24 protein-coding genes are annotated in these 20,827 nt (G+C 63.5%); 8 read left to right on the top strand and 16 right to left on the bottom strand.

Annotated elements, in window-relative coordinates; all coding sequences use genetic code 11:
- Nucleotides 1-12: 12 nt before the first annotated feature.
- From LDZ23_RS16740 to LDZ23_RS16720, 5 genes are all read right to left on the bottom strand, one after another.
- Entirely contained in the window at nt 13-906 is an 894-nt protein-coding gene (locus tag LDZ23_RS16740) for a GNAT family N-acetyltransferase (protein ID WP_051079073.1), read from the bottom strand.
- Between the two features lie 139 nt (nt 907-1,045).
- Nucleotides 1,046-1,285, bottom strand: a complete 240-nt coding sequence (locus tag LDZ23_RS16735; RefSeq protein ID WP_008353671.1) for a hypothetical protein — start codon at nt 1,283-1,285, stop codon at nt 1,046-1,048.
- 298 nt (nt 1,286-1,583) lie between these two features.
- Complete coding sequence (locus LDZ23_RS16730; protein ID WP_244808193.1) at nt 1,584-2,090, bottom strand: cupin domain-containing protein; 507 nt, start codon at nt 2,088-2,090, stop codon at nt 1,584-1,586.
- A gap of 23 nt (nt 2,091-2,113) precedes the next feature.
- Complete coding sequence (locus LDZ23_RS16725) at nt 2,114-2,908, bottom strand: alpha/beta fold hydrolase (RefSeq protein ID WP_008353673.1); 795 nt, start codon at nt 2,906-2,908, stop codon at nt 2,114-2,116.
- Nucleotides 2,905-3,942 carry a M14 family zinc carboxypeptidase gene (locus LDZ23_RS16720; RefSeq protein ID WP_033537145.1) on the bottom strand — a complete coding sequence of 346 codons (1,038 nt, stop codon included), beginning with the start codon at nt 3,940-3,942 and terminating at the stop codon, nt 2,905-2,907. The genes LDZ23_RS16725 and LDZ23_RS16720 overlap by 4 nt, the downstream gene beginning before the upstream one ends.
- Before the next feature lie 209 nt (nt 3,943-4,151).
- Between LDZ23_RS16720 and LDZ23_RS16715 the strand changes: the two genes are divergently transcribed.
- Nucleotides 4,152-4,403 (top strand): DUF4148 domain-containing protein, encoded by a 252-nt coding sequence (locus LDZ23_RS16715; protein WP_033537146.1) that lies wholly within the window; start codon nt 4,152-4,154, stop codon nt 4,401-4,403.
- 11 nt (nt 4,404-4,414) lie between these two features.
- On the opposite strand, the gene LDZ23_RS16710 is transcribed toward LDZ23_RS16715, so the two are convergent.
- The 4 genes from LDZ23_RS16710 to LDZ23_RS16695 form a co-directional block, all read right to left on the bottom strand.
- The gene (locus tag LDZ23_RS16710; protein WP_008353679.1) at nt 4,415-5,596 is read right to left on the bottom strand and encodes an acyl-CoA dehydrogenase family protein; all 1,182 of its coding nucleotides are present in this window, start codon (nt 5,594-5,596) and stop codon (nt 4,415-4,417) included.
- Nucleotides 5,597-5,677: 81 nt separating this feature from the next.
- Nucleotides 5,678-6,058 carry a nucleotide pyrophosphohydrolase gene (locus tag LDZ23_RS16705; RefSeq protein ID WP_008353680.1) on the bottom strand — a complete coding sequence of 127 codons (381 nt, stop codon included), beginning with the start codon at nt 6,056-6,058 and terminating at the stop codon, nt 5,678-5,680.
- 73 nt (nt 6,059-6,131) lie between these two features.
- Entirely contained in the window at nt 6,132-7,112 is a 981-nt protein-coding gene (locus LDZ23_RS16700) for a 2-dehydropantoate 2-reductase (RefSeq protein WP_008353681.1), read from the bottom strand.
- A 68-nt stretch (nt 7,113-7,180) separates the two neighbouring features.
- Nucleotides 7,181-7,369: a DUF2970 domain-containing protein gene (locus LDZ23_RS16695; protein WP_008353682.1), complete on the bottom strand. Its 189-nt coding sequence runs from the start codon at nt 7,367-7,369 to the stop codon at nt 7,181-7,183.
- Between the two features lie 318 nt (nt 7,370-7,687).
- Here LDZ23_RS16695 and LDZ23_RS16690 point away from each other — a divergent pair, with 318 nt between their 5' ends.
- The 5 genes from LDZ23_RS16690 to LDZ23_RS16670 all read left to right on the top strand — a co-directional run bounded on the left by LDZ23_RS16690 (nt 7,688) and on the right by LDZ23_RS16670 (nt 10,639).
- On the top strand, nt 7,688-8,122 hold the full coding sequence (locus tag LDZ23_RS16690) for an Hsp20/alpha crystallin family protein (protein ID WP_008353683.1): 435 nt from the start codon (nt 7,688-7,690) through the stop codon (nt 8,120-8,122).
- 13 nt (nt 8,123-8,135) lie between these two features.
- Nucleotides 8,136-8,540: an Hsp20/alpha crystallin family protein gene (locus LDZ23_RS16685; protein WP_008353684.1), complete on the top strand. Its 405-nt coding sequence runs from the start codon at nt 8,136-8,138 to the stop codon at nt 8,538-8,540.
- A gap of 178 nt (nt 8,541-8,718) precedes the next feature.
- On the top strand, nt 8,719-9,465 hold the full coding sequence (locus tag LDZ23_RS16680) for an ABC transporter substrate-binding protein (RefSeq protein ID WP_284502730.1): 747 nt from the start codon (nt 8,719-8,721) through the stop codon (nt 9,463-9,465).
- A 126-nt stretch (nt 9,466-9,591) separates the two neighbouring features.
- Nucleotides 9,592-10,188 (top strand): H-NS histone family protein, encoded by a 597-nt coding sequence (locus tag LDZ23_RS16675; protein WP_008353686.1) that lies wholly within the window; start codon nt 9,592-9,594, stop codon nt 10,186-10,188.
- 190 nt (nt 10,189-10,378) lie between these two features.
- Nucleotides 10,379-10,639, top strand: coding sequence for a hypothetical protein (locus LDZ23_RS16670; RefSeq protein WP_008353687.1), 261 nt, complete (start codon nt 10,379-10,381; stop codon nt 10,637-10,639).
- A 45-nt stretch (nt 10,640-10,684) separates the two neighbouring features.
- Here LDZ23_RS16670 and LDZ23_RS16665 read toward each other — a convergent pair whose 3' ends face one another.
- Nucleotides 10,685-12,100, bottom strand: a complete 1,416-nt coding sequence (locus LDZ23_RS16665) for an aminotransferase-like domain-containing protein (RefSeq protein ID WP_008353688.1) — start codon at nt 12,098-12,100, stop codon at nt 10,685-10,687.
- A 149-nt stretch (nt 12,101-12,249) separates the two neighbouring features.
- Here LDZ23_RS16665 and aptA point away from each other — a divergent pair, with 149 nt between their 5' ends.
- Entirely contained in the window at nt 12,250-13,578 is a 1,329-nt protein-coding gene (gene aptA, locus LDZ23_RS16660; RefSeq protein ID WP_008353690.1) for an omega-aminotransferase AptA, read from the top strand.
- 54 nt (nt 13,579-13,632) lie between these two features.
- Here the strand turns inward: aptA and LDZ23_RS16655 are convergent, their stop codons facing one another.
- The 5 genes from LDZ23_RS16655 to LDZ23_RS16635 form a co-directional block, all read right to left on the bottom strand.
- Nucleotides 13,633-14,082, bottom strand: a complete 450-nt coding sequence (locus LDZ23_RS16655; RefSeq protein ID WP_008353692.1) for a PaaI family thioesterase — start codon at nt 14,080-14,082, stop codon at nt 13,633-13,635.
- Nucleotides 14,079-15,542 (bottom strand): efflux transporter outer membrane subunit, encoded by a 1,464-nt coding sequence (locus LDZ23_RS16650; protein ID WP_008353693.1) that lies wholly within the window; start codon nt 15,540-15,542, stop codon nt 14,079-14,081. The genes LDZ23_RS16655 and LDZ23_RS16650 overlap by 4 nt, the downstream gene beginning before the upstream one ends.
- A 27-nt stretch (nt 15,543-15,569) precedes the next feature.
- Complete coding sequence (locus tag LDZ23_RS16645; protein ID WP_034471854.1) at nt 15,570-17,144, bottom strand: DHA2 family efflux MFS transporter permease subunit; 1,575 nt, start codon at nt 17,142-17,144, stop codon at nt 15,570-15,572.
- Nucleotides 17,145-17,155: 11 nt separating this feature from the next.
- Nucleotides 17,156-18,247 (bottom strand): HlyD family secretion protein, encoded by a 1,092-nt coding sequence (locus tag LDZ23_RS16640; RefSeq protein ID WP_008353695.1) that lies wholly within the window; start codon nt 18,245-18,247, stop codon nt 17,156-17,158.
- A gap of 155 nt (nt 18,248-18,402) precedes the next feature.
- Nucleotides 18,403-19,341: a LysR family transcriptional regulator gene (locus LDZ23_RS16635; protein WP_033537151.1), complete on the bottom strand. Its 939-nt coding sequence runs from the start codon at nt 19,339-19,341 to the stop codon at nt 18,403-18,405.
- Nucleotides 19,342-19,515: 174 nt separating this feature from the next.
- On the opposite strand from LDZ23_RS16635, the gene LDZ23_RS16630 reads away from it, so the two are divergent.
- A complete protein-coding gene (locus tag LDZ23_RS16630; protein WP_008353697.1) occupies nt 19,516-20,052 on the top strand; it encodes a carboxymuconolactone decarboxylase family protein in 537 nt (178 codons plus the stop codon).
- On the opposite strand, the gene LDZ23_RS16625 is transcribed toward LDZ23_RS16630, so the two are convergent.
- Nucleotides 20,049-20,822 carry a slipin family protein gene (locus tag LDZ23_RS16625; RefSeq protein WP_244808192.1) on the bottom strand — a complete coding sequence of 258 codons (774 nt, stop codon included), beginning with the start codon at nt 20,820-20,822 and terminating at the stop codon, nt 20,049-20,051. The genes LDZ23_RS16630 and LDZ23_RS16625 overlap by 4 nt on opposite strands.
- Between the last annotated feature and the right edge of the window lie 5 nt (nt 20,823-20,827).

The following is a 20,827-nucleotide window of genomic DNA, read 5'->3' as shown; positions in this document are numbered from 1 at the left end:
TCTTTGGCGTTCTCAGCCGAGCTCGAAGGTCGTTACACCGAAGACACGCGCGAGCGGCACGTCCGGGGCCGCACGCGTGTACATGCGCGCCGTTTCGAAGACGCTCGTCATGTCGTGTTCGACCGCCAGCGCCACCGCCGCAGGATTGATTTCGGGCACGTCGAGGAACACGGTCTCGCCGGGCAGCACGGAAACGAGCCCACGATACAGCGCGCGCGCCGTGCTCAGATCGTCGGCGAAGAGCGGACCGATCTTGTGGCCCGCGCCGCAACGCCGGATCACGGCGAGGCCGCTCACCGCGTCGCCATCGAGCGCGGCGAGTGCGCGCGCGTGCGCCTGCGGTTGCGACAGCCACGCTCGCAGGAACGCGGTGCGCTCGCACGCGAACACGCGGGTGTCGTAATCGAGAAGCCGCGCGAAGGGGATGTTCAGCGCATCGGTGATCGTGGCTCCATCGGCAGGATCTTCATCCGCCGATGCGATGCCTTCATAGCGCACGTTGCGATACGCCAGCACGAAGCCGGATTTCCGATAGTTGGGCTGCTGCGCGAGCACGCCATCGAGCCCGATAGTGCGCGCGCCGAGATACGCCATGCCTTCGTTCCACAAGCGCATGCCGAAGCCCTTGCCGCGCCATTCCGGAACCACGATATAGAGGCCGATGAAACCGAACGCATCGCCGTATGCGACCGCCGAGATGCAGCCGACCGGCGCGCCGTCCCACGTGCCGACGAAAAATCCGTGCGGATCGGCGGCGAAGAACGAGCGGGCGTCGTCGAGACCGGGATTCCATCCTTCGGTCGCGGCCCATTCGAGCGCGACGTCGACATCGCGCGGCGTCATGCGGCGTATTGCGAAACGGGGATTGTCGGGTGTCGCGTGCGAGGGACAGGGAACGGACGGCATGGGACGCGCCTTGTCGGAATGCGGATGCGTTCAGTGTCGCGCGTTTCCGGTGCAGGCGAAAGATGCAGCGAGGCGTGGGTGCAACGAGGGGAAAAAAGAACGGTGGGACGATAACGGGGGCGAGCGTGTGCCGCCCCGATCAGGAATACCCTTGACGCCGCTCGCTGCGGCTGAAACTCTGGCGCGAGCGCCAGTCTTCCGAGCGCAGGACGTGTTCGCCGTCCTCGCGTGCCTCTTCCTCGGATCCGAAGCCTTCGTCGCTATACGCGACGACCTTCATTCCGCCTCCCGCCGCTCGCTCGACGGTGATGCCCCAATGCCACCCTCCTTCCTGATGAAAGACGTGCAGCGTCGGTTGCGACGATGTGGTCAGTTCCATATGTGCGGCTCCCTCAGGCTGACGACCGTAATGCTTACCGGCCCGCCCGATGAAACGCTCTGTGCTTGCCGGCGTTTGATTGTTCGTGTCGATGCTCGAATGCGTGCGGCGGCGGCCTGTGCCACCTGCCAGGAACAGCATACGCAATGGGATGCTGCGTTGCAACACGAGATTTCCCCTATGCGTCGCGCGAAACGCACGTCCGTTACATGCGCTAACGGGAAATTCGTGACGGTTACATGACGAAGCATGGAAGGCAGCGACGACGGTGTTCGCCATCGTCGTGCCTGCTGTATTTCTATTCGCCGTCCCAGTAGTGCAGCGAATCGCTTGCGCGAAACACGGCGCGCAAGCCCTTCACGCCCGGCTCGTCGGCGACGAGCACGGCCTGGCGGCCCGTATCCGGATACTCGACCACTTCGGGCGATTGCATCGTGCTGACCGCAAGGTAGCGGAACGGTTGCGCGCCCGTGTTGACGATCTGATGCGCCGTCGATGCATCGCCCGGCGGGCAGGCGATGACGTCGCCCGCGCGAATCGCATGCGTCTCCTGGCCGATGCGGACTTCGCCCTCGCCTTCCACCACGAAGAACATCTCCTCGTTCACGCGATGATGATGAAACGGAAACGCGCGCTTGCCCGCTTCGAGCACGATGAGGCTATAGCCGAGCTTCCTCGCGCCGAGCATGCCGCCGATACGCGCAATGCGCGGCGCGTAACGTTCGGCGGCGGCACCCGTCGGCGCGAATTCCGGCGGCAGCGGTTGCGGTTCGAGCGCATCGAGATTGATGATCGGCGGTTTCATATTGACCTTGAAACAAATGGGTGTCATGCATTCGTCACTGAAACGTCACGCGTGCGCTTGCGCTCGTCGAGCCACGCGGCGATGGCTGCGCACGTCCAGTTGGCATCGTCGTGAGGCAGATCGTGGCCCGCCCACGGATGCACCGCGTGCGAGGCACGCCATTGCGCCGCGATGCGCAGCGAGCATATCGGATCGACGAGCCGGTCCGCCGCCGACGATAGCAGCAATACGGGACATGGCGGTGCATCGACGCGCGCGCGAAAGCGCGCCGCCGCCGCGAGTTGACGCAGCGCGTTCGCCGCGCTCGCGCCATGCGTGCGCCGAAGATGCGCCCAGTGCGCGATATCCGCGTCACGCGTGTCGATACGATTGCACGTCAGCGCGTGGATGAGCGTTTCACATCGCTCAGGCTGCGTCCACGTCATTGCGATTCGCGCGAGCATCGGCCACGCATTGGGACGCAGGCGTTCGGACACGCCCGCGAACGGGCGCATGCTGGTGTTGATCAGCACGAGCCGCTCGATCTCGCCGGGATGATGTTCGGCCCACGCAGTGGCGACCATCGCGCCGAGCGACATCGCAAGCACGCGGCACGGCATGCGTATGTTCAGCGCGGCGGCGCGCTCGCGAACGAACGCCATCATCCTGACGACGGAAAGCGGCGCCCCATGCGCGCGTTCGACGCCATTGCCCGGCAGATCGATGCATATCGCGCGCTCGCCCGCGCCTGCGAGCCCATGCGCGGCGAGCGCCGCATCGAACGCGCCCCAGTGACGCGCTTCACGCGTGAGGCCGCGCAGAAGGATCCACTGGCTCATCGCAGGGCCGTGCGTTGCCAGTGCTCGCGCGCGCGCCGCAGCACGTCCTCGCGGAATTCGCCGCTCGGCAGCCAGCGACGCGACGAGAACGCCGCGCGCGTGAGGAAATCGAAGAAGTTCGGATGACGCCGCAGCACGCGCCTCGTCCGGTGCGCCTTGATCGGATTGAAGATGCCGAGGCGCGAGAAAAGCTGCATCGGATTCTTTCGAATCCAGCGCCACGAGCCGAGTTCGAGCGTCATCGGAAGGAAGATGTTGGGTGCGCGCGAGCGGTCATACGCGAAATCCCACAGATCGCCGTGCAGCAGGTATTGATGACTCTGCGGCTCGAACGCGTAGCCATGATGCGGATACGACTCCTCGAACATCGTCTTCAGCAGAAACATTTCCGGCAGATGCGCCATTTGCCGCTCGGTGCGCGCGTAGGGAAACCAGATGCTGTCGTCCCAGCCGAAGCCCGAATGACAATCGAGCGCGAAGCTCAACGGCCGCGACATCAACTGTTCCTCGACAACGGAAAGCAGCGCCGCGCTCTCCACTTCCATGCGGCCATCGGCCGGGCCGCGATACCACGGCAGCCACGGCCCGATGCGCTGTCCGCCCGCGAGAAACGGCACGCGTCCTTCGGCGCTTTGCGGCGCGTTGCGCATCAGATCGACGCCATTCGGATTCGCGCGGGTGCGCGCGAACATGCCGCCGGGATTGACGATCGGCATGAAGATGAGCCGCACCGCGCGCAGTTGATGATGCAGCGTGTCGTCCCATTCGAGCCGTCGCAACAGCGCGCGCATGTATTCGAGGACGAGTTGCGTGCCGATGCATTCGAGCCCATGCACGCCGCCGAAAAAGCCGATGGCGGGCGCTTGCGGATCGTCCGAGCCGATCGCCGCGGTCAGGATCGGAAACATATGCTCGCGTGCGCGCACTTCGCCGATCGTGTGCCACGCGAAGCGCGCGCCGCCCGCGACGCGAATCGCTTTCAGTTCGTCCATCTCCGGAAAACTGCTGGTGATGGCAACGCTCGACGTGCTCATGACTGGGCCTGTTTGTCGTGTATTCGTTGGCTCAGGCTATGGTTCTATGAATCGCCGGAACGCCCCGCCCGAAGAAATCGAGTATAGGGCGGTTCGTCAGCACACGACATATGAAACGCGACGCGCCGAACGCGAACAACGTGTTCTGCGCGTTTTCGTTCCGTCACCTAGAATGAAATCGCCGTGCTACGCGGTGTGAGGTATTCGTCATGACATCCATTTCCCGCATCATCCTCGGCGCGCTCGCTTTGTGCTGCGCCGCGTCCGCGCTCGCGCAACCGCCGGCGCAAACCACCGATCCGAACGCGCCGAAAACGCGCGACCAGGTCCGGCAGGAATTTCTGCTGTGGCGCTCGGTCGGCTACGATCCGAACGACTGGCTGGACTACCCGGACAACGCGATGCGCGCGAGCCGCATCATCGCGCAACGGCAGGCTCGCGGCGAAACCCGCGTGCAGTAAGCGCGCATTCGTCAGGCCGATTCGCCGCGCGGCTTCGGCCCGCGCAGGATGCGCCGCGCGATGCTCCATCGATGCACTTCCGACGGACCGTCGTAGATACGGAACGCGCGCATGTCCGCGAAAATCCGCGCGACGACGGTTTCGTGCGTGACGCCCTGCCCGCCGAGCACCTGCACCGAGCGGTCGACGACCCGCCACAGCGCCTCCGACGACACCACTTTCGCGATGCTCGATTCGTGCTTGCCGAGCACGCCCTGATCGAGCACCCACGCGCAATGCCAGATGGCGAGACGCGTGACGTGCAGATCCATTTCGTTATCGGCGAGCATGAAGCCGACGCCTTCGTGCTCGCCCAATGCCTTGCCGAACGCCTGACGCTGCCGCGCATGCGCCGTCGCGACATCGTGCGCGCGCCGCGCGGCGCCGAGCCAGCGCATGCAGTGCGTGAGACGCGCCGGCGATAGCCGCACCTGCGCGTAGCGAAATCCTTCGCCCGGCTCGCCCAATACGTTTTCCTTCGGCACGCGCAGGCCCTCGAAGCGCACGACGCCGTGGCCGCCGGGAAAGCACGTATCGAGCGAATCCATCGCGCGCTCGATCACGATGCCGGGGCTCGACATATCGGCGAGGAACATCGTCGCGGGACCGTCGGCGAACTTCGCCATGATGATCGCGACCGCCGCGCCTTCCGCGCCCGTGATGAACCATTTGCGTCCGTCGATCACGTAGTCGTCGCCGTCCTGCACGGCGATGGTCTGCAGCATCGCCGGATCGGCGCCCGCACCCGGCGGCGGCTCGGTCATGCAGAAACACGAGCGAATCTCGCCCGCCGCGAGCGGACGCAGCCAGCGCTCCTTTTGCTGCGGCGTAGCGATGGCTTCGAGCAGATGCATGTTCCCTTCGTCGGGCGCGGCGATGTTCAGCGCGACCGGACCGAGCGGCGAATAGCCCGCCTCCTCGAACAGAATGGCTTTCGCGACGTGATTCAGGCCCAGGCCGCCGAATTCGGGCGATACGTGGCTCGACAACAGCTTCGCCGCGCGCCCTTTCGCGATCAACTCGGCGCGCAGCGCTTCGTTCGGGCCATGCGGCGTGCAACGCGGATCGCGCTCGAACGGCACGATCTCTTCAGCGATGAAAGCGCGCACGCGCGCCTGCAGATCGGTCAACTCCGGCGAAAGCGAAAAGTCCATCGACAATCCTCTAAGGGAACGGGCTGAACGCCAAGCTTAACCGCGCGGGCGCATCGTGCGCCAGTGGCGTTCGTCCGGGTGTCAGTCGTCGTACTCCGTGTACTTGCGCGCGTCGCCCTTCACTTTGTGCGCCGGATATTTCGACCGGTTCAGCGCCATCTTCTCGATCAGCGCGCGATGCAGATCGACGTCGAGGGAGTCGGCGAGCATCACGAGATAGGCGAGCACGTCCGCCATTTCGTGGCGAATGGCTTGCAGCTTCGATTCGTCGAGTTCGGTTCTGTCGCCGGTGGCGAGCCACGTGAACGGTTCGAGCAACTCGCTCGCTTCCACCGACAACGCCGCAGCCAGATTCTTCGGCGAATGAAAGCGGCTCCAGTCCCGCTCGCGGACGAACTCGCGCAGCATGTCGCGCATTGCGACGAGCTCGCTCGCGGTTTCCCGCTGATCCTGTTGCTCCATGGGGTTCCTCTGAAGATGTCGGGTGTGCGCGAAGGTGCTGCCTTCGCCGGACAGAGTGGCGCGGTGAACCGGCTTAGGCCGGATAGAGCCCGAGCGTGCGCGCATGCAGGCGTGCGAGCCCGAGAAGCGCATCGGTGAACGGCGTCGGCACGCCGGTCATCGCGCCCAACTCGCGCACGGACGCGACGAGCGCATCGAGCTCGACCGCCTTGCCCGCCTGAACGTCCTGCAACATCGACGTTTTCATCGCGCCGAGCTTGAGCGTCACGGCGTGGCGATCCTCGGGCTTCTGTTCGATGGGAATGCCGAAGCGCGCGCCGATTTCCTTCGCTTCGAGCATCACGTTCGTGACGAAGCCGCGCACGAGATCGTCGCTGAGAATGCGGTCGGTGGTCGCGCCGGTAATCGCGCTGATGGGGTTCATCGTCATGTTGCCCCATAGCTTGAACCAGACGTCGCGTTGAATCTGCGCGGAGAGCGTGGCGTCGAAGCCCGCCTTCGAGAAGAGCGAAACGAGCGATTCGGTGCGGGCGGTCGGTGCGCCCGTCGCCTCGCCCAGAATCAGCCCCTTGCCCTGATGATGCCGGATGACGCCCGGCGCTTCTACGAAGCAACTCGCGTGCACGACGCAACCGACCGTCTGCGTGCCCGGAATCGCCGCGGCGATCTTGCCTTGCGGATCGACGGACGAAAGACGTTTGCCGGTGAATGGTTCGCCAAGGCCGTCGCAGAACCACCAGGGCACGCCGTTCATCGCGGTCAGCACGGGGGTTTCATTCGACAGCAGCGGCGCGATATGCGCGGCGACGGATTCCATCGCGGGCGCCTTCACTGCAACCACGACGAGATCCTGCACGCCGAGATCAGCGGGTTCGGCGCTCGCCGCGACCTTCACGACATGCGTGGCGTCCTTTTCGACGAGCCGCAACCCTTCCGTCTTCAGCGCATCGAGGGTCGCGCCGCGCGCGACCACGCTGACATCGCAGCCCGCCTGCGCGAGCTTCACGCCGATCCATCCGCCGATGGCGCCCGCGCCATAAACGCATACTTTCATCGTTCCCGTCCTCGCTCGTGGCAATCATCCGATCGCCATTGTAAGAGCGGGACGGCGCGCTCGTGCGTTCAGTGCGCGATACCCGTGGCGAGCTTCGCCACCGTCAGCAGCGTCAGGCCGAATGCGCCCGCGAGCATCACGGCGATGACCGGCAATAGCGGCAACCTGACCTGCGCGAAGTCTGCGTTGTGCGAAGCGCGCTTGCGCACGCCGAAAAAGCTCCAAAGCACGATGCGCAACATCTTCAAGAGTTCCATGAGCGGCTCCTTCGCCTGAATCCGTATCGATCTTTCACGCGATGATGATGCCGGCTTCATGAGATGAAAAACAGCAGCAGTTGCGCTGTATTCGACGGTAGCAGAACGACCTGCAAGAAGCGCATTCGGACGGATGTAAGCGCGCTTCGGCTTCTTTCAAGAGCCGCCCGGAGAAAAAAAATTGCGCTTGAAACATAGCGCGGCGGTATTGAAACGATAGCCTTCGCTCCTACTTTCGATGCACTGACGGCGATAACCGCGTCGTCGATTCAACTTCCTGTTGCAGGCCGCGCTGGCCGCACTATCGGAGACTGGACCATGAGTGACTTTTATTTCAGCGGCGACGTTTTCTCTGAACTGGACCGCATGCAGCGGCAGATGTCCTCGCTCTTCGGCAATCTTCCTTCGAGCATGCGTTCGAGCCGCGCGGATGCTTTCCCGCGTCTGAACATCGGCAGCACGGACGATGCGATTCATATCGTCGCGTTCGCGCCGGGCGTCGAGCCTGCATCGCTCGATGTGACCGTCGATAAAGGCACGCTCACCATTAGCGGCGAACGCAAGGCGCAGGCAACGGTGGAAGGCGCGCGCACGTATGCGAAAGAGCGCTTCACCGGCAGCTTCCGCCGCGTGATCGAACTGCCGCAAAACGCGGACGCAGACAAGGTCGAAGCGCGCTATGAGAACGGCACGTTGTCCATCACCATCGGCAAGCGCGAAGCATCGAAGCCGCGTGCGATCACCATTCAGTAAGAGGAAGCACATCATGACCGAGAACACTCAAGTCGCCGCGCAAAACACGAACGACGCTGCGCGCAAGAACGAAGACAATGCACGCCGCGCAACGGTCACACCCGCGGTCGATATCGTCGAGGATAGCAATGGCATCACGCTGTGGGCCGATCTGCCCGGCGTGTCGCGCGAGAAGCTCGACGTGAAGGTGCACGATGCGCGCCTCACCATCGAAGCCGAAGCATCATTGCCTGTGCCGGGCACGGTGCGCGTGCATCATGCCGAACTGCGCGCGCCGCGTTTCGTACGCGCCTTCACGGTGAGCGAAGACTTCGACACGACGAAGATCGACGCGAATCTCAGCAATGGCGTGCTGAGACTCACGATTCCGCGTCGCGAGCAAGCGCGTCCGCGCCGCGTCGAAGTACGCGCGGGTTAAGCATCGGAAAAGTTATCAGTTTTGCCTCGAGCGGCCGCGATTTTTCGCGGCCGCTTTTTCTTTTGCACTGCGCGCACGCCTCTATAATCTTCAACGGCGGTTAAATTCGCCACCATTCGAATACTCATAGAAAGAAGGGACTATCGTGAAGAGGCTGGTAACGGTGTTGTTGGGTTCGATGCTTGCCGTATCGATCGGAGCGCATGCAAAAGAGTGGTCGACTATCCGCTTCGGCGTCGATGCGAGTTATCCGCCTTTCGAATCGAAAGCGCCCGACGGCACGCTGGTCGGCTTCGATATCGATGTCGGCAATGAACTATGCCGGCGTCTCAACGCGAAATGCGTATGGGTCGAAAATGCATTCGACGGCATGATTCCCGGCCTCAAATCGCGCAAGTTCGACGGCGTGCTCTCCACGATGTCGATGACGCCCGCGCGCGTCAAGCAGATCGCGTTCTCCAGCAAGCTCTTTCACGTGCCCACGCGCCTCGTCGCCAAGCGCGATTCGAACATCCAGCCGACGGCGGAATCGCTCGCGGGAAAAGCTGTCGGCGTCGAGCAAGGCTCGATGCAGGAAACGTATGCGAAGGTGCATTGGGGCGCGAAAGGCGTGAAGGTCGTGTCCTATGCGGATCAGGATCAGGTTTATCAGGATCTGCTCGCCGGACGGCTCGATGCGTCGCTGCAAAACGCGGTGCAAGCCGAACGCGGCTTTCTCGAGACGCCGCGCGGCAAGCCCTACGGTTTCGCGGGCGGCGCGCTGGAAGACAGTGCGATCTTCGGTCCGGGCACGGCAATCGGCCTGCGCAAGGAAGATACGGACCTGAAGGATAAGCTCGACGGCGCCATCGCCGCGATGATCAAGGATGGCACGTATAAGCGCATCGAACAGAAGTACTTCGACTTCGATATCTACGGCGAGTGATTTGGAATACGTTGCCCGCGAACGATCCATCCAATGCGGATAACTTCGTGCGCGGGCGGCGAGGTTATCCCGCTTGCTTCGCTCTCGCCTAGACTCACATACATAACCGACAACAAGGAGACAACGATGGCGACGCTCAAGCAGATGCAGGCGAAGTTGAAGAAGCTCCAGGCGCAGACCGAGAAGCTGATCGCGAAACGCGCGCAAGCCGTACTCGACGATATTCGCGCGCTGATGGAAAGGCACGGCCTCACGACCGCGGATATCGACCGTCACGGCAAGAAGGCCAAACGCGCGGGCAAGCCGCAGGTCGCGTACCCCGCGCCCGCCGGCCGTCACGAAGCGATGACCAAGCTCGCGAAGAAGGGAAAGCTGCCCGCGAAGTATCGCAATCCGAAGACGGGTGAAACGTGGAGCGGCTGGGCGCGCCCGCCCGCGTGGATCGCGAACGTGAAGGATCGCAGCAAGTTTCTGATCGATGCGGAAAGTGCGGAGAACGCGGTCAAACCGAAGGCTGTAGCGAGGAAAGCGGCGGCGAAAAAAACTGCTGCGAAGAAGAAAGCAGCGGCGCCGGCAGCAAGGAAATCCGTCGCGGCGAAACCGGCAGTGGAACCGGCGGTGAAGCGCAGCGCGCCCCGCAAACGCGCGGCAAAAGCCGCATTGCCGGAACAAGGCGGTGCCGAAACATCGCCATCCACGACAACGGGCGATGCTTCCGTATGAAACCCTGACGTCATCCCATTGTTTGAGATCGACGAAAACTCAATTGGCTTTTCGTGCGATTAAAAAAAGGCTCAGTCCTTCTACACTGCGTTCACATGTCGGGGGCGTTTCGTAGCAACGATTCGCTTCTCCGATTGCAGTTGTCGCTTCAGACAACCGCATCTCCTCATATCTTCGTTGGAGCGTCCTCGTGAACAAGCGACTCGTAGTGGGCTTTGCTATTGCATTGAGTTCTCTTTTCGCCGGCTCGGCATTTGCAAGCGGTTATGGACCGGCGCCGCATTATCGTCCCGATGTCGGAGCGCCGGCTTCGCAGCATGGCGTCAGCGCGCAGACCTTCGCTGCGGAAGAAGCCGCACAAGGACGCGGCGATTTCGGCAATACGGAACGCACCGCGCAGATTCAACGCGGGCAAGTTTCGGCTTCCGCTTCTTCGCAAGTGGCGCAATAAATATCCGATTAACGGACACGATGATGCGAGTTTGTCGTGTCCGTTTTAAAAGCCTTTTATCGTTCTTTCCAGAAATGTCCAAAGCGCATCGTCCACGGAATAAGGGACGTTGAATCGAAAACATGCGCTTTGAGCATCGTCCGGACGGAAATAAGAGCCGGGCGCGAGCCATATGCCGTGCTGCAATGCGCGTGTCGCGACGTCGCTTCCATCCGCCGGATCGATCGGCAACGCGCCCCACAGGAAAAGCCCCGCGCGCGGACGCCGGAACAACTCAACGCCCAGCGCATCCATGCGTTCTTCGACGAGCGCATGCGCATCCTTGAGCTTTTCCACGACGAATTCGACATGCCGCGCGTAGCGCCCTTCCGTCAGCACTTTCTCGACGATGCGCTCCGTCGCCTCCGATGACGTCAGCCCGACCGCCATCTTCGTGCGCGCCAGTTCGCGCAATACGTCGCGCTCGGCGATGACATAACCGCAGCGCAACGCGGGCGTGATCGTCTTCGCGAAACCGCCGACGTAGAGCACGCGGCTGAGCCCTTCCATGGCGGCGAGCAAGGGCGCGCCGGGCGCGGCGAGCTCGCGGTTCACATCGTCCTCGACGACCCACAGGCCGTGCCGCTCCGCAATCTGCATCAGCCGAAACGCCGACGCCATGCCGAAGGTCGCGCCCGTCGGATTCTGCAAGGTCGTGTTGAGAAAGACCGCTTTCGGACGATGCTCGACGACGATGCGCTCGAACACATCGGTATCGACACCGGCCCCCGTGCGTGGCACGCCATGCACCTGCAAACCCGCGAGCCGCAGAATCTGCAGCAGATTGCAGTAGCCCGGATCTTCGACGACGACCGCATCGCCCGGACGCAGCAGCGTGCGCACGATGAGATCGAGCGCCTGCGTCGCGCCCGCGGTCAGCAGCACGTTCGATGCGGCGTCGATCGGCAAGCCGTGGCGGTCCATCTGCTCCGCGATCCGCTCGCGCAGCGGCGCGAAGCCGTACGGATGCCCGTAATCCGCGATGCGCGCCGCCGGTACGCGGCTCACCGCGCGCAACGCGTGCTGCAGACCGCTCTCGTTGACCCATTCGTTAGGCAGCCAGCCGCAGCCCGATTTGATCGGCACGGAATGATCGGCGAATACGTCCGACAAAAGCCACGTCGCGGTGAGGCTCGGCGGCTGCCATTCGACGGCGCGCACGCGCTCGCTGCGCCCGCGTATTGCCACGCGATAACCCGATCCGCGCCGCGCCGTGACGAGGCCCATCGACACGAGCCTGCCATACGCTTCCGTCACCGTGAACGTGCTGAGACTTTCGGCTTCGGCAAGACGCCGCACCGATGGCAGAAGCGCGCCCTCGCGCAACGTCTGCTCCTCGATCGCCGAGGAGAACGCGCGCACGATTTGTTCGACGAGCGTCGGCGCCTGCCGCGCGCCGCGCTCCAGCTTGAGTTCGATCATGGCGTCCGAGAATAACGCGGAGAAAGTCCGCCGGCCAATACAGTTTGCAGCATTCTGCCAGCACAGTTGGCAGCGCAGTGAAGCAACTGTCTATGCCTTGCAATTTTGCCGGGGAATACAGTGGCCGTACTTCTTCAGGAGACCCCGTGATGACCGCTCGCCCCGTGATCGAAGACCTCTCGTCGTTCTGGATGCCGTTCACCGCCAATCGCCAGTTCAAGGCCGCGCCGCGCATGCTCGACAGCGCCAAGGGCATGTACTACCGCTCGACCGATGGCCGCGAAGTGCTCGACGGCACGGCCGGACTGTGGTGCGTGAACGCAGGCCATTGCCGCGACGAGATCGTCGATGCGGTGCAAAAGGCACTTTCGACGCTCGATTTCGCGCCGACCTTCCAGATGGGCCATCCGCTCGCATTCGAAGCGGCGACCAAAGTCGCGAGCCTGATGCCCGAAGGCCTCGACCGCATCTTCTTCACGAACTCGGGCTCCGAGTCGGTCGATACGGCGCTCAAGATCGCGCTGGCGTATCACCGCGCGCGCGGCGAAGGCCAGCGCACGCGTCTGATCGGCCGTGAGCGCGGCTATCACGGCGTCGGCTTCGGCGGCATTTCGGTCGGCGGCATCGCGCCGAATCGCAAGACGTTCTCGGGCGCGCTGCTGCCGTCGGTCGATCATCTGCCGCATACGCACGATCTCGCGCACAACGCATTCACGAAAGGCCAGCCCGCGTGGGGCGATCATCTCGCCGATGACCTCGAGCGCATCGTCGCGCTGCACGATCCGTCGACGATCGCCGCCGTGATCGTCGAGCCGCTCGCCGGGTCGACCGGCGTGCTCGTGCCGCCGCAAGGCTATCTGCAAAAGCTGCGCGATATCTGCACGAAGTACGGCATTCTTCTGATCTTCGACGAAGTCATCACCGGCTTCGGACGTTTGGGTAAAGCGACGGCCAGTGAATACTTCGGCGTAACGCCCGACCTCATCACGATGGCCAAGGCCATCAACAACGCGACCATTCCGATGGGCGCCGTCGCCGCGCATCGCAACGTGCACGACACGGTCGTCAACGCGGGCGCGGCCAACGCCATCGAACTGTTCCATGGCTACACCTATTCGGCGCACCCGGTCGCGGCCGCAGCGGCCATCGCGACGCTCGATCTGTATCAGCGCGACAAGCTGTTCGAGCGCGCGGCATCGAAGGCCGCGAAGTTCGAAAGCGCCGCACACGCGCTGCGCGATGCGCCGTTCGTGAAGGACATTCGCAATCTTGGCCTCGTCGCGGGCATCGAGCTCGATCCGCGCGAAGGCGCACCCGGCGCGCGCGCGTATGAAGTGTTCGTCAAGTGCTTCGAGGCGGGCGTGCTCGTGCGCTACACCGGCGATATCCTCGCGTTCTCGCCGCCGCTCATCATCGAAGACGATCAGATCGATCAGATCTTCGCGACGGTGCGAAAGGCGCTGGAAAGCGTGAAATAAGCGGCTTTTGCGGTTGCTCGCGGCCCGGCTTCCTGCGATGGAAAGCCGGGCTTTTTATCGCTCCATGACAAGCAACGTAGATGTCGCCGATGCGAACAATCTGCCGCTCGCGTCCTTGAGCGTCGCTTCGGCGAACGCGGCGCGCCGTCCGATCGACAGCACGCGTCCTTCCGCGCGCAACACGCCCGAGTCGCGCGTGAGCGCCTTGTGATACGCGACCTTCAGTTCGAGCGTCGTGTACGCCTGCGTCGCGGTCAGGCATGAATGCACCGAGCAGCCGCACGCGGAATCGAGCAGCGTCGCCGCATAGCCGCCGTGCACGGTGCCGATCGGGTTATACGCGTGATCGCCGGGGACGCCCGCGAACACTGCCCTGCCCGCTTCCACTTCGATGAAATCGAAATCCAGCGATACCAGAATGCCCGGCTTGCGCCCGCTTGCGATCAACCTGCGCAATTGCGCGAGACCGTCGAGGCCGGCGGCGGTTTCTTCGATCAAACTCATTTCGGCGTCTCCGTTTTATCGCTGGCGGTCTTGATCGCATCGTCGTCGCCGGTCACGCTCCAACCGCCGCCGAGCGAGCGATAAAGCGCCACCGCGGCAAGCGCGTGTTCGCGCTTCGATTGATTCAGCGCATCGGCATCGCGCAGATACGATTGTTGCGCGTCGAGCACATCGAGAAAGCTGGCCGCGCCGCCCTTGTACAACTGCGTCGACAGCGTGAGCGATTGACCGGATGCCGAGAGCGCTTCGGTGAGACGCGCGGTCGATTCGGTCGTGCTGACGAGATCGCTGCGCGTATCCTCGACATCCTTCAGCGCTTCGAGCATCGTCTGACGCAGATGCAGTTCCGACTCGCGCATCCGGCTCTCGTTCTGCTCGATCTCCGCCGTGATGCGTCCGGCGTTGAAGATCGGGCTCGTCGCGTTGAGCGCGGCGGAAAAGAGGTTATCGGTCAGCGTCGGCAAGCCGAGATACGACGAGGCGAGCAAGCCATCCGACAAGCGCAGCGAGAACTTCGGATAACGCTCGGCACGCGCGACGCCCACTTCCGCCGCGCGCTGCTGAACGGTCGCATACGCGACGAGCACATCGGGGCGGCGCAACAAGGCATCGGACGGCAACATCTGCGGCGCGCCGCTGGCGGGAACGGGAATCACGGGCGCGTCGCCCGCATCCGCGAGCATCAGCCTGTCGATGGATTCCGGCGTGCGGCCCGAATACACCGCGATCAGACTCAGCTGATGCTGGATCGTCGATTGCGTGCGCGGGATGCGCGATTGCAGGTCGCTCAACTGATTCTGCGCACGCGCGACATCGAGTTGAGTCGACAGACCGTATTGCAGGCGTCGTTGCGTGAGTTCCAACGCGCGTTCGCGAATCTGCAGATTGTCTTGCAGGATCTTCGATTCCGCCTGCGCCCAGCGAAGGTCGACATACGCAGCGGCCGTGTCCGCGGCGAGCGCGAGCCTGATCTGATCCGCGGCGTGTTCGCGGCCGACGAGCTGCGCCTGCGATGCCAGCAGTTCCAGCCGCTCGCCGCCGAACACGTCCGGCGTCCAGCTCAGCGCGAGGCCGAAGCCCGCCTGCTTCACATAGCCGAGCGGCGGCGGCGTGTTCTGCCGCGTGTACGCGCCGCCCGCGTTCGCATCCAGTTGCGGGAGCAAGGCCGCGCGGCGTTGCGTCGTGAGCGCTTGCGCCTGCTTCACGCGCTCGACGGCGGCTTGAACATCGAGGTTATCGTTCAGCACCGACGCGACGAGTTCATGCATCACCGGATCGTTGAACTGATTCCACCATGCAGCGGGATCGACGGCCTGTCTCGGCACATCGACGCTCCAGTCCGTGGGCGCGGTCGCGTTGACCGTCGCGGGAAGATCGGCGTGCGTGGCGGGCTGCACCGCGCACGCGGCGAGCGTCAGCGCGGTCACGCCGGAAAGTATTGCGACGAGAAGTTTCTTCATGATCGAAGGATCCAGATAAGGCCCGGTTCAATGCGCGTCGGACGAAGGCGGCGCGCTCGTGATCGGCTTGGCGAACATCACCGTCATCAGGCCGAAGAGGAAACACAGCGCGAGCACGTAGAAGCAATCGGCGAAGGTCAGCACGAGCGCCTCGCGCATCACGAGCGCGTGCAGCGATGCCAGCCCCGCTTGCGACGCGTTCAACGCATCGCCGGCGACGGAAGCGAGATGCGCCGAACTGCGCGCGATCATGTCGTCGACGATCGGCCGGCCAATCGTCACACTCTCGTTCAGATGCAGGTAATGCAGATTGAGGCGATCGTTGAGCATCGTCGCGCTCACCGCGATGCCGATTGCGCCGCCGAGATTGCGCATCAGATTGAACAGCCCGCTCGCCGATTTGAGCCGCGATGGCGGAAGCGAACCGAGCGCCATCGTCACGATGGGCGGTACCGCGAATTGCTGGCCGATGCCGCGCAGCGCCTGCGGCAGCAGGAACTGTTGCCAGCCCCAGTCGTGCGTCAGCGGCGTATAGAAGTAACAGCCCGCGCCGAAGCAGATCAGACCGAATGCGAGCAGCACGCGCATGTCGATGAAGCGCGACGCGAACCCGTACACGCCGATGGAAAGCAGTTGAAAACAGCCGACGGAAAGCAGCGCGAGACCCGTATGCAGCGAATCGAAGCCACGCACGCGCGCGAGGAACACGGGCGTCAGAAACACCGACACGAAGATGCCGATGCCCGTCACGAACGAAAGCAGACTGCCGATCGCGAAGTTGCGCACCGCGAGCGCACGCAGATCGACGATCGGATCCTTCGCCGTGAACGCATGCACGAGGAACAGGAAGCCGCAGATCCCCGAAATCCACGCACAGACGATGATGACGTCGTCGCCGAACCAGTTCTTGCGCGGCCCTTCTTCGAGCACGTATTCCAGACAGCCGAGAAAGCCCGACATCAGCACGATGCCGATGTAATCGCCCTTCTTCAGCAGCGAAACATTGGGCTCGTCGACGTGCACGTACTTCGGCACGAGCAACGCGACGACGAGACCCGGCACCACGTTCAGATAGAAGAGCCAGTGCCACGACCATTGATCGGTGATCCATCCGCCGATCACCGGTCCGACTGCGGGCGCGAGCGACGCCAGCGCGCCGATAGTTGTAGATGCAATCAATCGCTGCTTGCCGGGGAACAGCACGAAGGCGGTCGTGAAGACGGTCGGGATCATCGCGGCGCCGAGCGCGCCTTGCAGTCCGCGAAAGAGGATCATCGAATTGATGTCCCACGCCATGCCGCACAACATGCTCGTGAGCGTGAAGCCGATTGCCGATGCGACGAACAGCCAGCGCGTGGAGAACACTTTCGAGAGCCAGCCCGACATCGGAATGACGAGAATTTCGGCAATCAGATACGACGTCTGCACCCACGACAGCTCGTCCTGGCTCGCCGACAATCCGCCGCCGATATCCTTGAGCGACGACGCGACGATCTGAATATCGAGCGTCGCCATGAAGAAGCCGAGGCACATCAGCGCGAAGGCGAACACGCGTTGCCGTATCGGCTGGCTCGCGGGATCGGAAGGAATGGTGTGTGTCATCGCCGCGCTCCTCAGCCGTTCGACTGCTTCGCGAGATGCACCTTCACCGTCGCCGACAAGCCCGGACGCAGCACCGTTTCCATGCCCTTCGGCACATCGAGGCGGATGCGAACCGGCACCCGCTGCACGATCTTCGTGAAGTTGCCCGTCGCGTTCTCGGCGGGCAGCACGCTGAAGGTCGCGCCGGTCGCGGGCGCGAGACTTTCGACGTGACCGGTGAGCGGCACGCTCGATGCGTCGAGTTCGACGTCGGCTTCGTCGCCCGCGCGCATCTTCTTCAACTGATCTTCCTTGAAGTTCGCATCGACCCAAAGGCCCGTCGACGGAACGATGGTCAGCAGCGATGTGCCCACGTTCGCGAGCACGCCCACGCGCGCCGTGCGATTGCCGACATAGCCATCGACCGGCGAGCGGATCGTCGTGTATTCGACGTTCAGCTCCGCGACACGACGTGCCGCTTCCGCTGTCGCGACGCGCGCCTGCGCATCGGCGATCTGCGCTTCGATCACGCTTAACTGACGCTTGGCCGCGACGAGCGACGCGCCGCTGCGATCCACCGCCGCCTGCGCCTTCGTGTAGTCCGCGTCCGCGCGCTCGACGATCTGGTTCGACACCGCATCGTCCTTCACGAGTTCGCGATAGCGGGAACGGTCCTGCCCGGTGCGCGTGAGTTCCGCCGACGACGCGCGCACTTCCGCCTGCTGCTGGTTGATGACGGCCGCCTGCAGCGCGTCCTTCGCCTGCAACTCGACCACCGCCGCGCGCGCGCCCGACAATTCGGCGTCGGCTTGAGCGAGGCGCGCATCGTAATCGCGGGCGTCGAGGCGGATCAGCACTTGCCCCGCCTTAACGGGCTGATTGTCCTGCACGAGCACGTCGGTGACGAAACCGTTCACCTTCGGCGCAAGCACGGTGACATCGCCGCCGACGTAGGCATCGTCGGTCGTCTGAATGAAGCGCAGCACGAGCGCCCAGTACGTGGCCGCCGCGATCAGCACGAGCCCGACCAGGCCAAGCGCGAGCAGCATCCAGGGAATCTTGCGCGCGGGCCGCGCGAGCGCCGGCGCCGCTACCGAAGGAATATTCGTCGTAGGAGTCGTCATCTGCGATGAGTGCATATGCACAATTAAGTTTGAAGGAAGGCTTGAATCCATTGCCCGTCATAGCCCGGAAGACTAGTTGTGCATATGCACCAAGTCAACCGTCACGGCGCGCATGAATGAATGACGCAGACGGAAAGAATCGCGCCGAGCCTGTGCTACAAGGCGCGAAGACGGTTTGCCGGCGCGTCGGGACGCAGGCTCCCGTCGGCGCAGAAGCGCACGGCATGCTCGACGAACGCGCGCACCTTGGCCGGCAACAGCGCGCGCGTGCTGTACGCGATCCGGATTTCGATCGCGGAATCGACGCGCTCGTAGGCGTCGAGCAGCGTGACGAGCCGCCCCGACGCGACCTCGTCGGCCACGAGCGCCGTCGGCAACACGCCGATGCCGAAGCCCTGCAAGGCCATCTCGCGATTGAACACCGCACTGTTCGACGTGATGTCGTGACTGAGCGGCACGCGCAGTTCCTCGCCGCCGATGCGGAACGTGAGCGCCGGCTTGCGGATCGACGGCGACATCGGCACGAAAACATGATCGGCGAGTTCGGACGGATGGCGCGGCGCGGGACGTTGCGCGAGATACGCGGGGCTCGCGACGAGCACGAGCGGAATGGTTTCCAGCAGGCGCGTGACGGCGGTATCGGTCGATAGCATGAAAGGCAGCACGATGGCGAGATCGTAGCCTTCGCCGACGAGATCGATGGGTCGCTCCGTCAGCGTCACGTCGAGGCGCACATGCGGATGCGCGCGCCTGAAGCTCGCGACGAGCGGCGCGTAGCGGCTCATCATCACGGTCGTGTGCGAGACGAGCCGCAACAGGCCGGTCGCTTCGCTCGCGCGGTTCGACGCGCGCTCTTCCATCGCCTGCAATTCGTCGAGCAGACGCGAGCAGTCGGCGAAGAAGCGCTCGGCGGTTTCCGTCAGCGAGATCTGCCGCGTCGTGCGATTGAAGAGCCGGCTGCCGAGGCGGTCTTCGAGGCCGGCGATGGCACGCGATACGACGGGCGGCGACAAGCCGAGTATGTCGGCCGCACGCGCGAAGCTCTTCGCTTCGACCACCGTGCAAAACACCTTCAGGCTCGTCAGATAGTCCATGTGCGCGTTCGCGATGCGTGCGGAAGCCCCGATCATGGCACGAAGCCGCCGCATTCGCACGATGAGACGATCGCGCGGTTTTACGAGCCGCGCGAGCATTCACGCGAAAGACGCACGCGCCTAAAGTTCAACCCATGCCATCCACATGGCCAACACCGAACGAAGGAGCACACCATGTCACGTCTTTCCCAAATCAACGTCAACGAAGCAACGGGCGTCACCGCCGATCTTTTCGCCGCGATCAAGAAGGCCGCGGGCAAGGTGCCGAACGCTTACGCGACCATCGGCACGCATAGCCCGGCCGCGCTCGGCGCAGCGCTCAACGGCGATGCGATTCTCGCGAAGAGCAGCCTCGACAAGGCCGATGTCGAAGCGATCAAGCTCGCCGTCAGCGAACTCGCGGGCTGTGATTACTGTGCCGCCGCGCATACGCTCGTCGGCAAGATGGTCGGGCTGTCGCAGAAGGAAACGCAGCAAATTCGCGCGGGCGAAGCGACCGGCAATGCAAAGCGCGATGCGCTCGTGCGCTTCGTGCGGCATGTCGCGGGCACGACCGGCACGATCGACGCGGCGCGTCTTACCGAAGTGCGCGAAGCGGGCTATTCGGAAGCGCAAGTCATCGACACGCTGTTTGCGATGAGCGTCATCAATTTCACGAACCTCGTGAACCGCGTGAACGACACGGTGATCGACTTCCCTGCTCTCGTCTAAGTTTGCGTCGAGCCTTTGGTCAGCCGGTCGATGACGGAACTCACGAGATCGACCGGCACCGGAAAGACGATCGTCGAGTTCTTGTCGCCGGCGATCGACGTGAGCGTTTGCAGATAGCGCAACTGCATCGCCTGCGGCTGCTGCGCGAGCATCTGCGCAGCTTGCAGCAGCTTCTCCGATGCCTGCAACTCGCCTTCCGCATGGATGATCTTCGCGCGCCGCTCGCGCTCCGCTTCGGCCTGGCGGGCGATCGCGCGGATCATCGTTTCGTTGATGTCGACGTCCTTGATCTCGACGTTCGATACCTTGATGCCCCATGCGTCCGTCTGCGAATCGAGCACGCGCTGGATGTCGGTATTGAGGCGCTCGCGCTCGGACAGCAACTCGTCGAGCTCGTGCTTGCCGAGAATCGCGCGCAACGTGGTTTGTGCGAGCTGGCTCGTCGCTTCGAGAAAACGCGCGACCTGAATCACCGCCTTCTCCGGATCGACGACGCGAAAGTACACGACCGCATTCACCTTCACCGACACGTTGTCGCGCGTGATGACGTCCTGCGGCGGCACGTCGAACACGACGGTGCGCAAGTCTATTCGCACGACCTGCTGCACGACCGGAATGATGAGCACGAGCCCCGGCCCTTTCACCTTCCAGAAGCGCCCGAGCATGAACACGACGCCGCGCTCGTACTCGCGAAAAATACGCACCGCCGACGCGACGATGAAGACGACGAACGCAATGACAATGCCGCTGAAACCGAAGGTAAGCCCCATTTTTC

The sequence above is a fragment of the Caballeronia zhejiangensis genome (genome assembly GCF_022879815.1).
GTDB classification, from domain to species: domain Bacteria; phylum Pseudomonadota; class Gammaproteobacteria; order Burkholderiales; family Burkholderiaceae; genus Caballeronia; species Caballeronia zhejiangensis.
This window is presented reverse-complemented; position numbering and strand designations above follow the sequence as displayed.

Excerpts from the sequence above, each read along its gene's own strand:
- LDZ23_RS16740 (WP_051079073.1), bottom strand. The coding sequence starts at position 906 with ATGCCGTCCGTTCCCTGTCCCTCGCACGCGACACCCGACAATCCCCGT.
- LDZ23_RS16735 (WP_008353671.1), bottom strand. The coding sequence starts at position 1,285 with ATGGAACTGACCACATCGTCGCAACCGACGCTGCACGTCTTTCATCAG.
- LDZ23_RS16730 (WP_244808193.1), bottom strand. The coding sequence starts at position 2,090 with ATGAAACCGCCGATCATCAATCTCGATGCGCTCGAACCGCAACCGCTG.
- LDZ23_RS16725 (WP_008353673.1), bottom strand. The coding sequence starts at position 2,908 with ATGAGCCAGTGGATCCTTCTGCGCGGCCTCACGCGTGAAGCGCGTCAC.
- LDZ23_RS16720 (WP_033537145.1), bottom strand. The coding sequence starts at position 3,942 with ATGAGCACGTCGAGCGTTGCCATCACCAGCAGTTTTCCGGAGATGGAC.
- LDZ23_RS16715 (WP_033537146.1), top strand. The coding sequence starts at position 4,152 with ATGACATCCATTTCCCGCATCATCCTCGGCGCGCTCGCTTTGTGCTGC.
- LDZ23_RS16710 (WP_008353679.1), bottom strand. The coding sequence starts at position 5,596 with ATGGACTTTTCGCTTTCGCCGGAGTTGACCGATCTGCAGGCGCGCGTG.
- LDZ23_RS16705 (WP_008353680.1), bottom strand. The coding sequence starts at position 6,058 with ATGGAGCAACAGGATCAGCGGGAAACCGCGAGCGAGCTCGTCGCAATG.
- LDZ23_RS16700 (WP_008353681.1), bottom strand. The coding sequence starts at position 7,112 with ATGAAAGTATGCGTTTATGGCGCGGGCGCCATCGGCGGATGGATCGGC.
- LDZ23_RS16695 (WP_008353682.1), bottom strand. The coding sequence starts at position 7,369 with ATGGAACTCTTGAAGATGTTGCGCATCGTGCTTTGGAGCTTTTTCGGC.
- LDZ23_RS16690 (WP_008353683.1), top strand. The coding sequence starts at position 7,688 with ATGAGTGACTTTTATTTCAGCGGCGACGTTTTCTCTGAACTGGACCGC.
- LDZ23_RS16685 (WP_008353684.1), top strand. The coding sequence starts at position 8,136 with ATGACCGAGAACACTCAAGTCGCCGCGCAAAACACGAACGACGCTGCG.
- LDZ23_RS16680 (WP_284502730.1), top strand. The coding sequence starts at position 8,719 with ATGCTTGCCGTATCGATCGGAGCGCATGCAAAAGAGTGGTCGACTATC.
- LDZ23_RS16675 (WP_008353686.1), top strand. The coding sequence starts at position 9,592 with ATGGCGACGCTCAAGCAGATGCAGGCGAAGTTGAAGAAGCTCCAGGCG.
- LDZ23_RS16665 (WP_008353688.1), bottom strand. The coding sequence starts at position 12,100 with ATGATCGAACTCAAGCTGGAGCGCGGCGCGCGGCAGGCGCCGACGCTC.
- aptA (WP_008353690.1), top strand. The coding sequence starts at position 12,250 with ATGACCGCTCGCCCCGTGATCGAAGACCTCTCGTCGTTCTGGATGCCG.
- LDZ23_RS16655 (WP_008353692.1), bottom strand. The coding sequence starts at position 14,082 with ATGAGTTTGATCGAAGAAACCGCCGCCGGCCTCGACGGTCTCGCGCAA.
- LDZ23_RS16650 (WP_008353693.1), bottom strand. The coding sequence starts at position 15,542 with ATGAAGAAACTTCTCGTCGCAATACTTTCCGGCGTGACCGCGCTGACG.
- LDZ23_RS16645 (WP_034471854.1), bottom strand. The coding sequence starts at position 17,144 with ATGACACACACCATTCCTTCCGATCCCGCGAGCCAGCCGATACGGCAA.
- LDZ23_RS16640 (WP_008353695.1), bottom strand. The coding sequence starts at position 18,247 with ATGACGACTCCTACGACGAATATTCCTTCGGTAGCGGCGCCGGCGCTC.
- LDZ23_RS16635 (WP_033537151.1), bottom strand. The coding sequence starts at position 19,341 with ATGGACTATCTGACGAGCCTGAAGGTGTTTTGCACGGTGGTCGAAGCG.
- LDZ23_RS16630 (WP_008353697.1), top strand. The coding sequence starts at position 19,516 with ATGTCACGTCTTTCCCAAATCAACGTCAACGAAGCAACGGGCGTCACC.
- LDZ23_RS16625 (WP_244808192.1), bottom strand. The coding sequence starts at position 20,822 with ATGGGGCTTACCTTCGGTTTCAGCGGCATTGTCATTGCGTTCGTCGTC.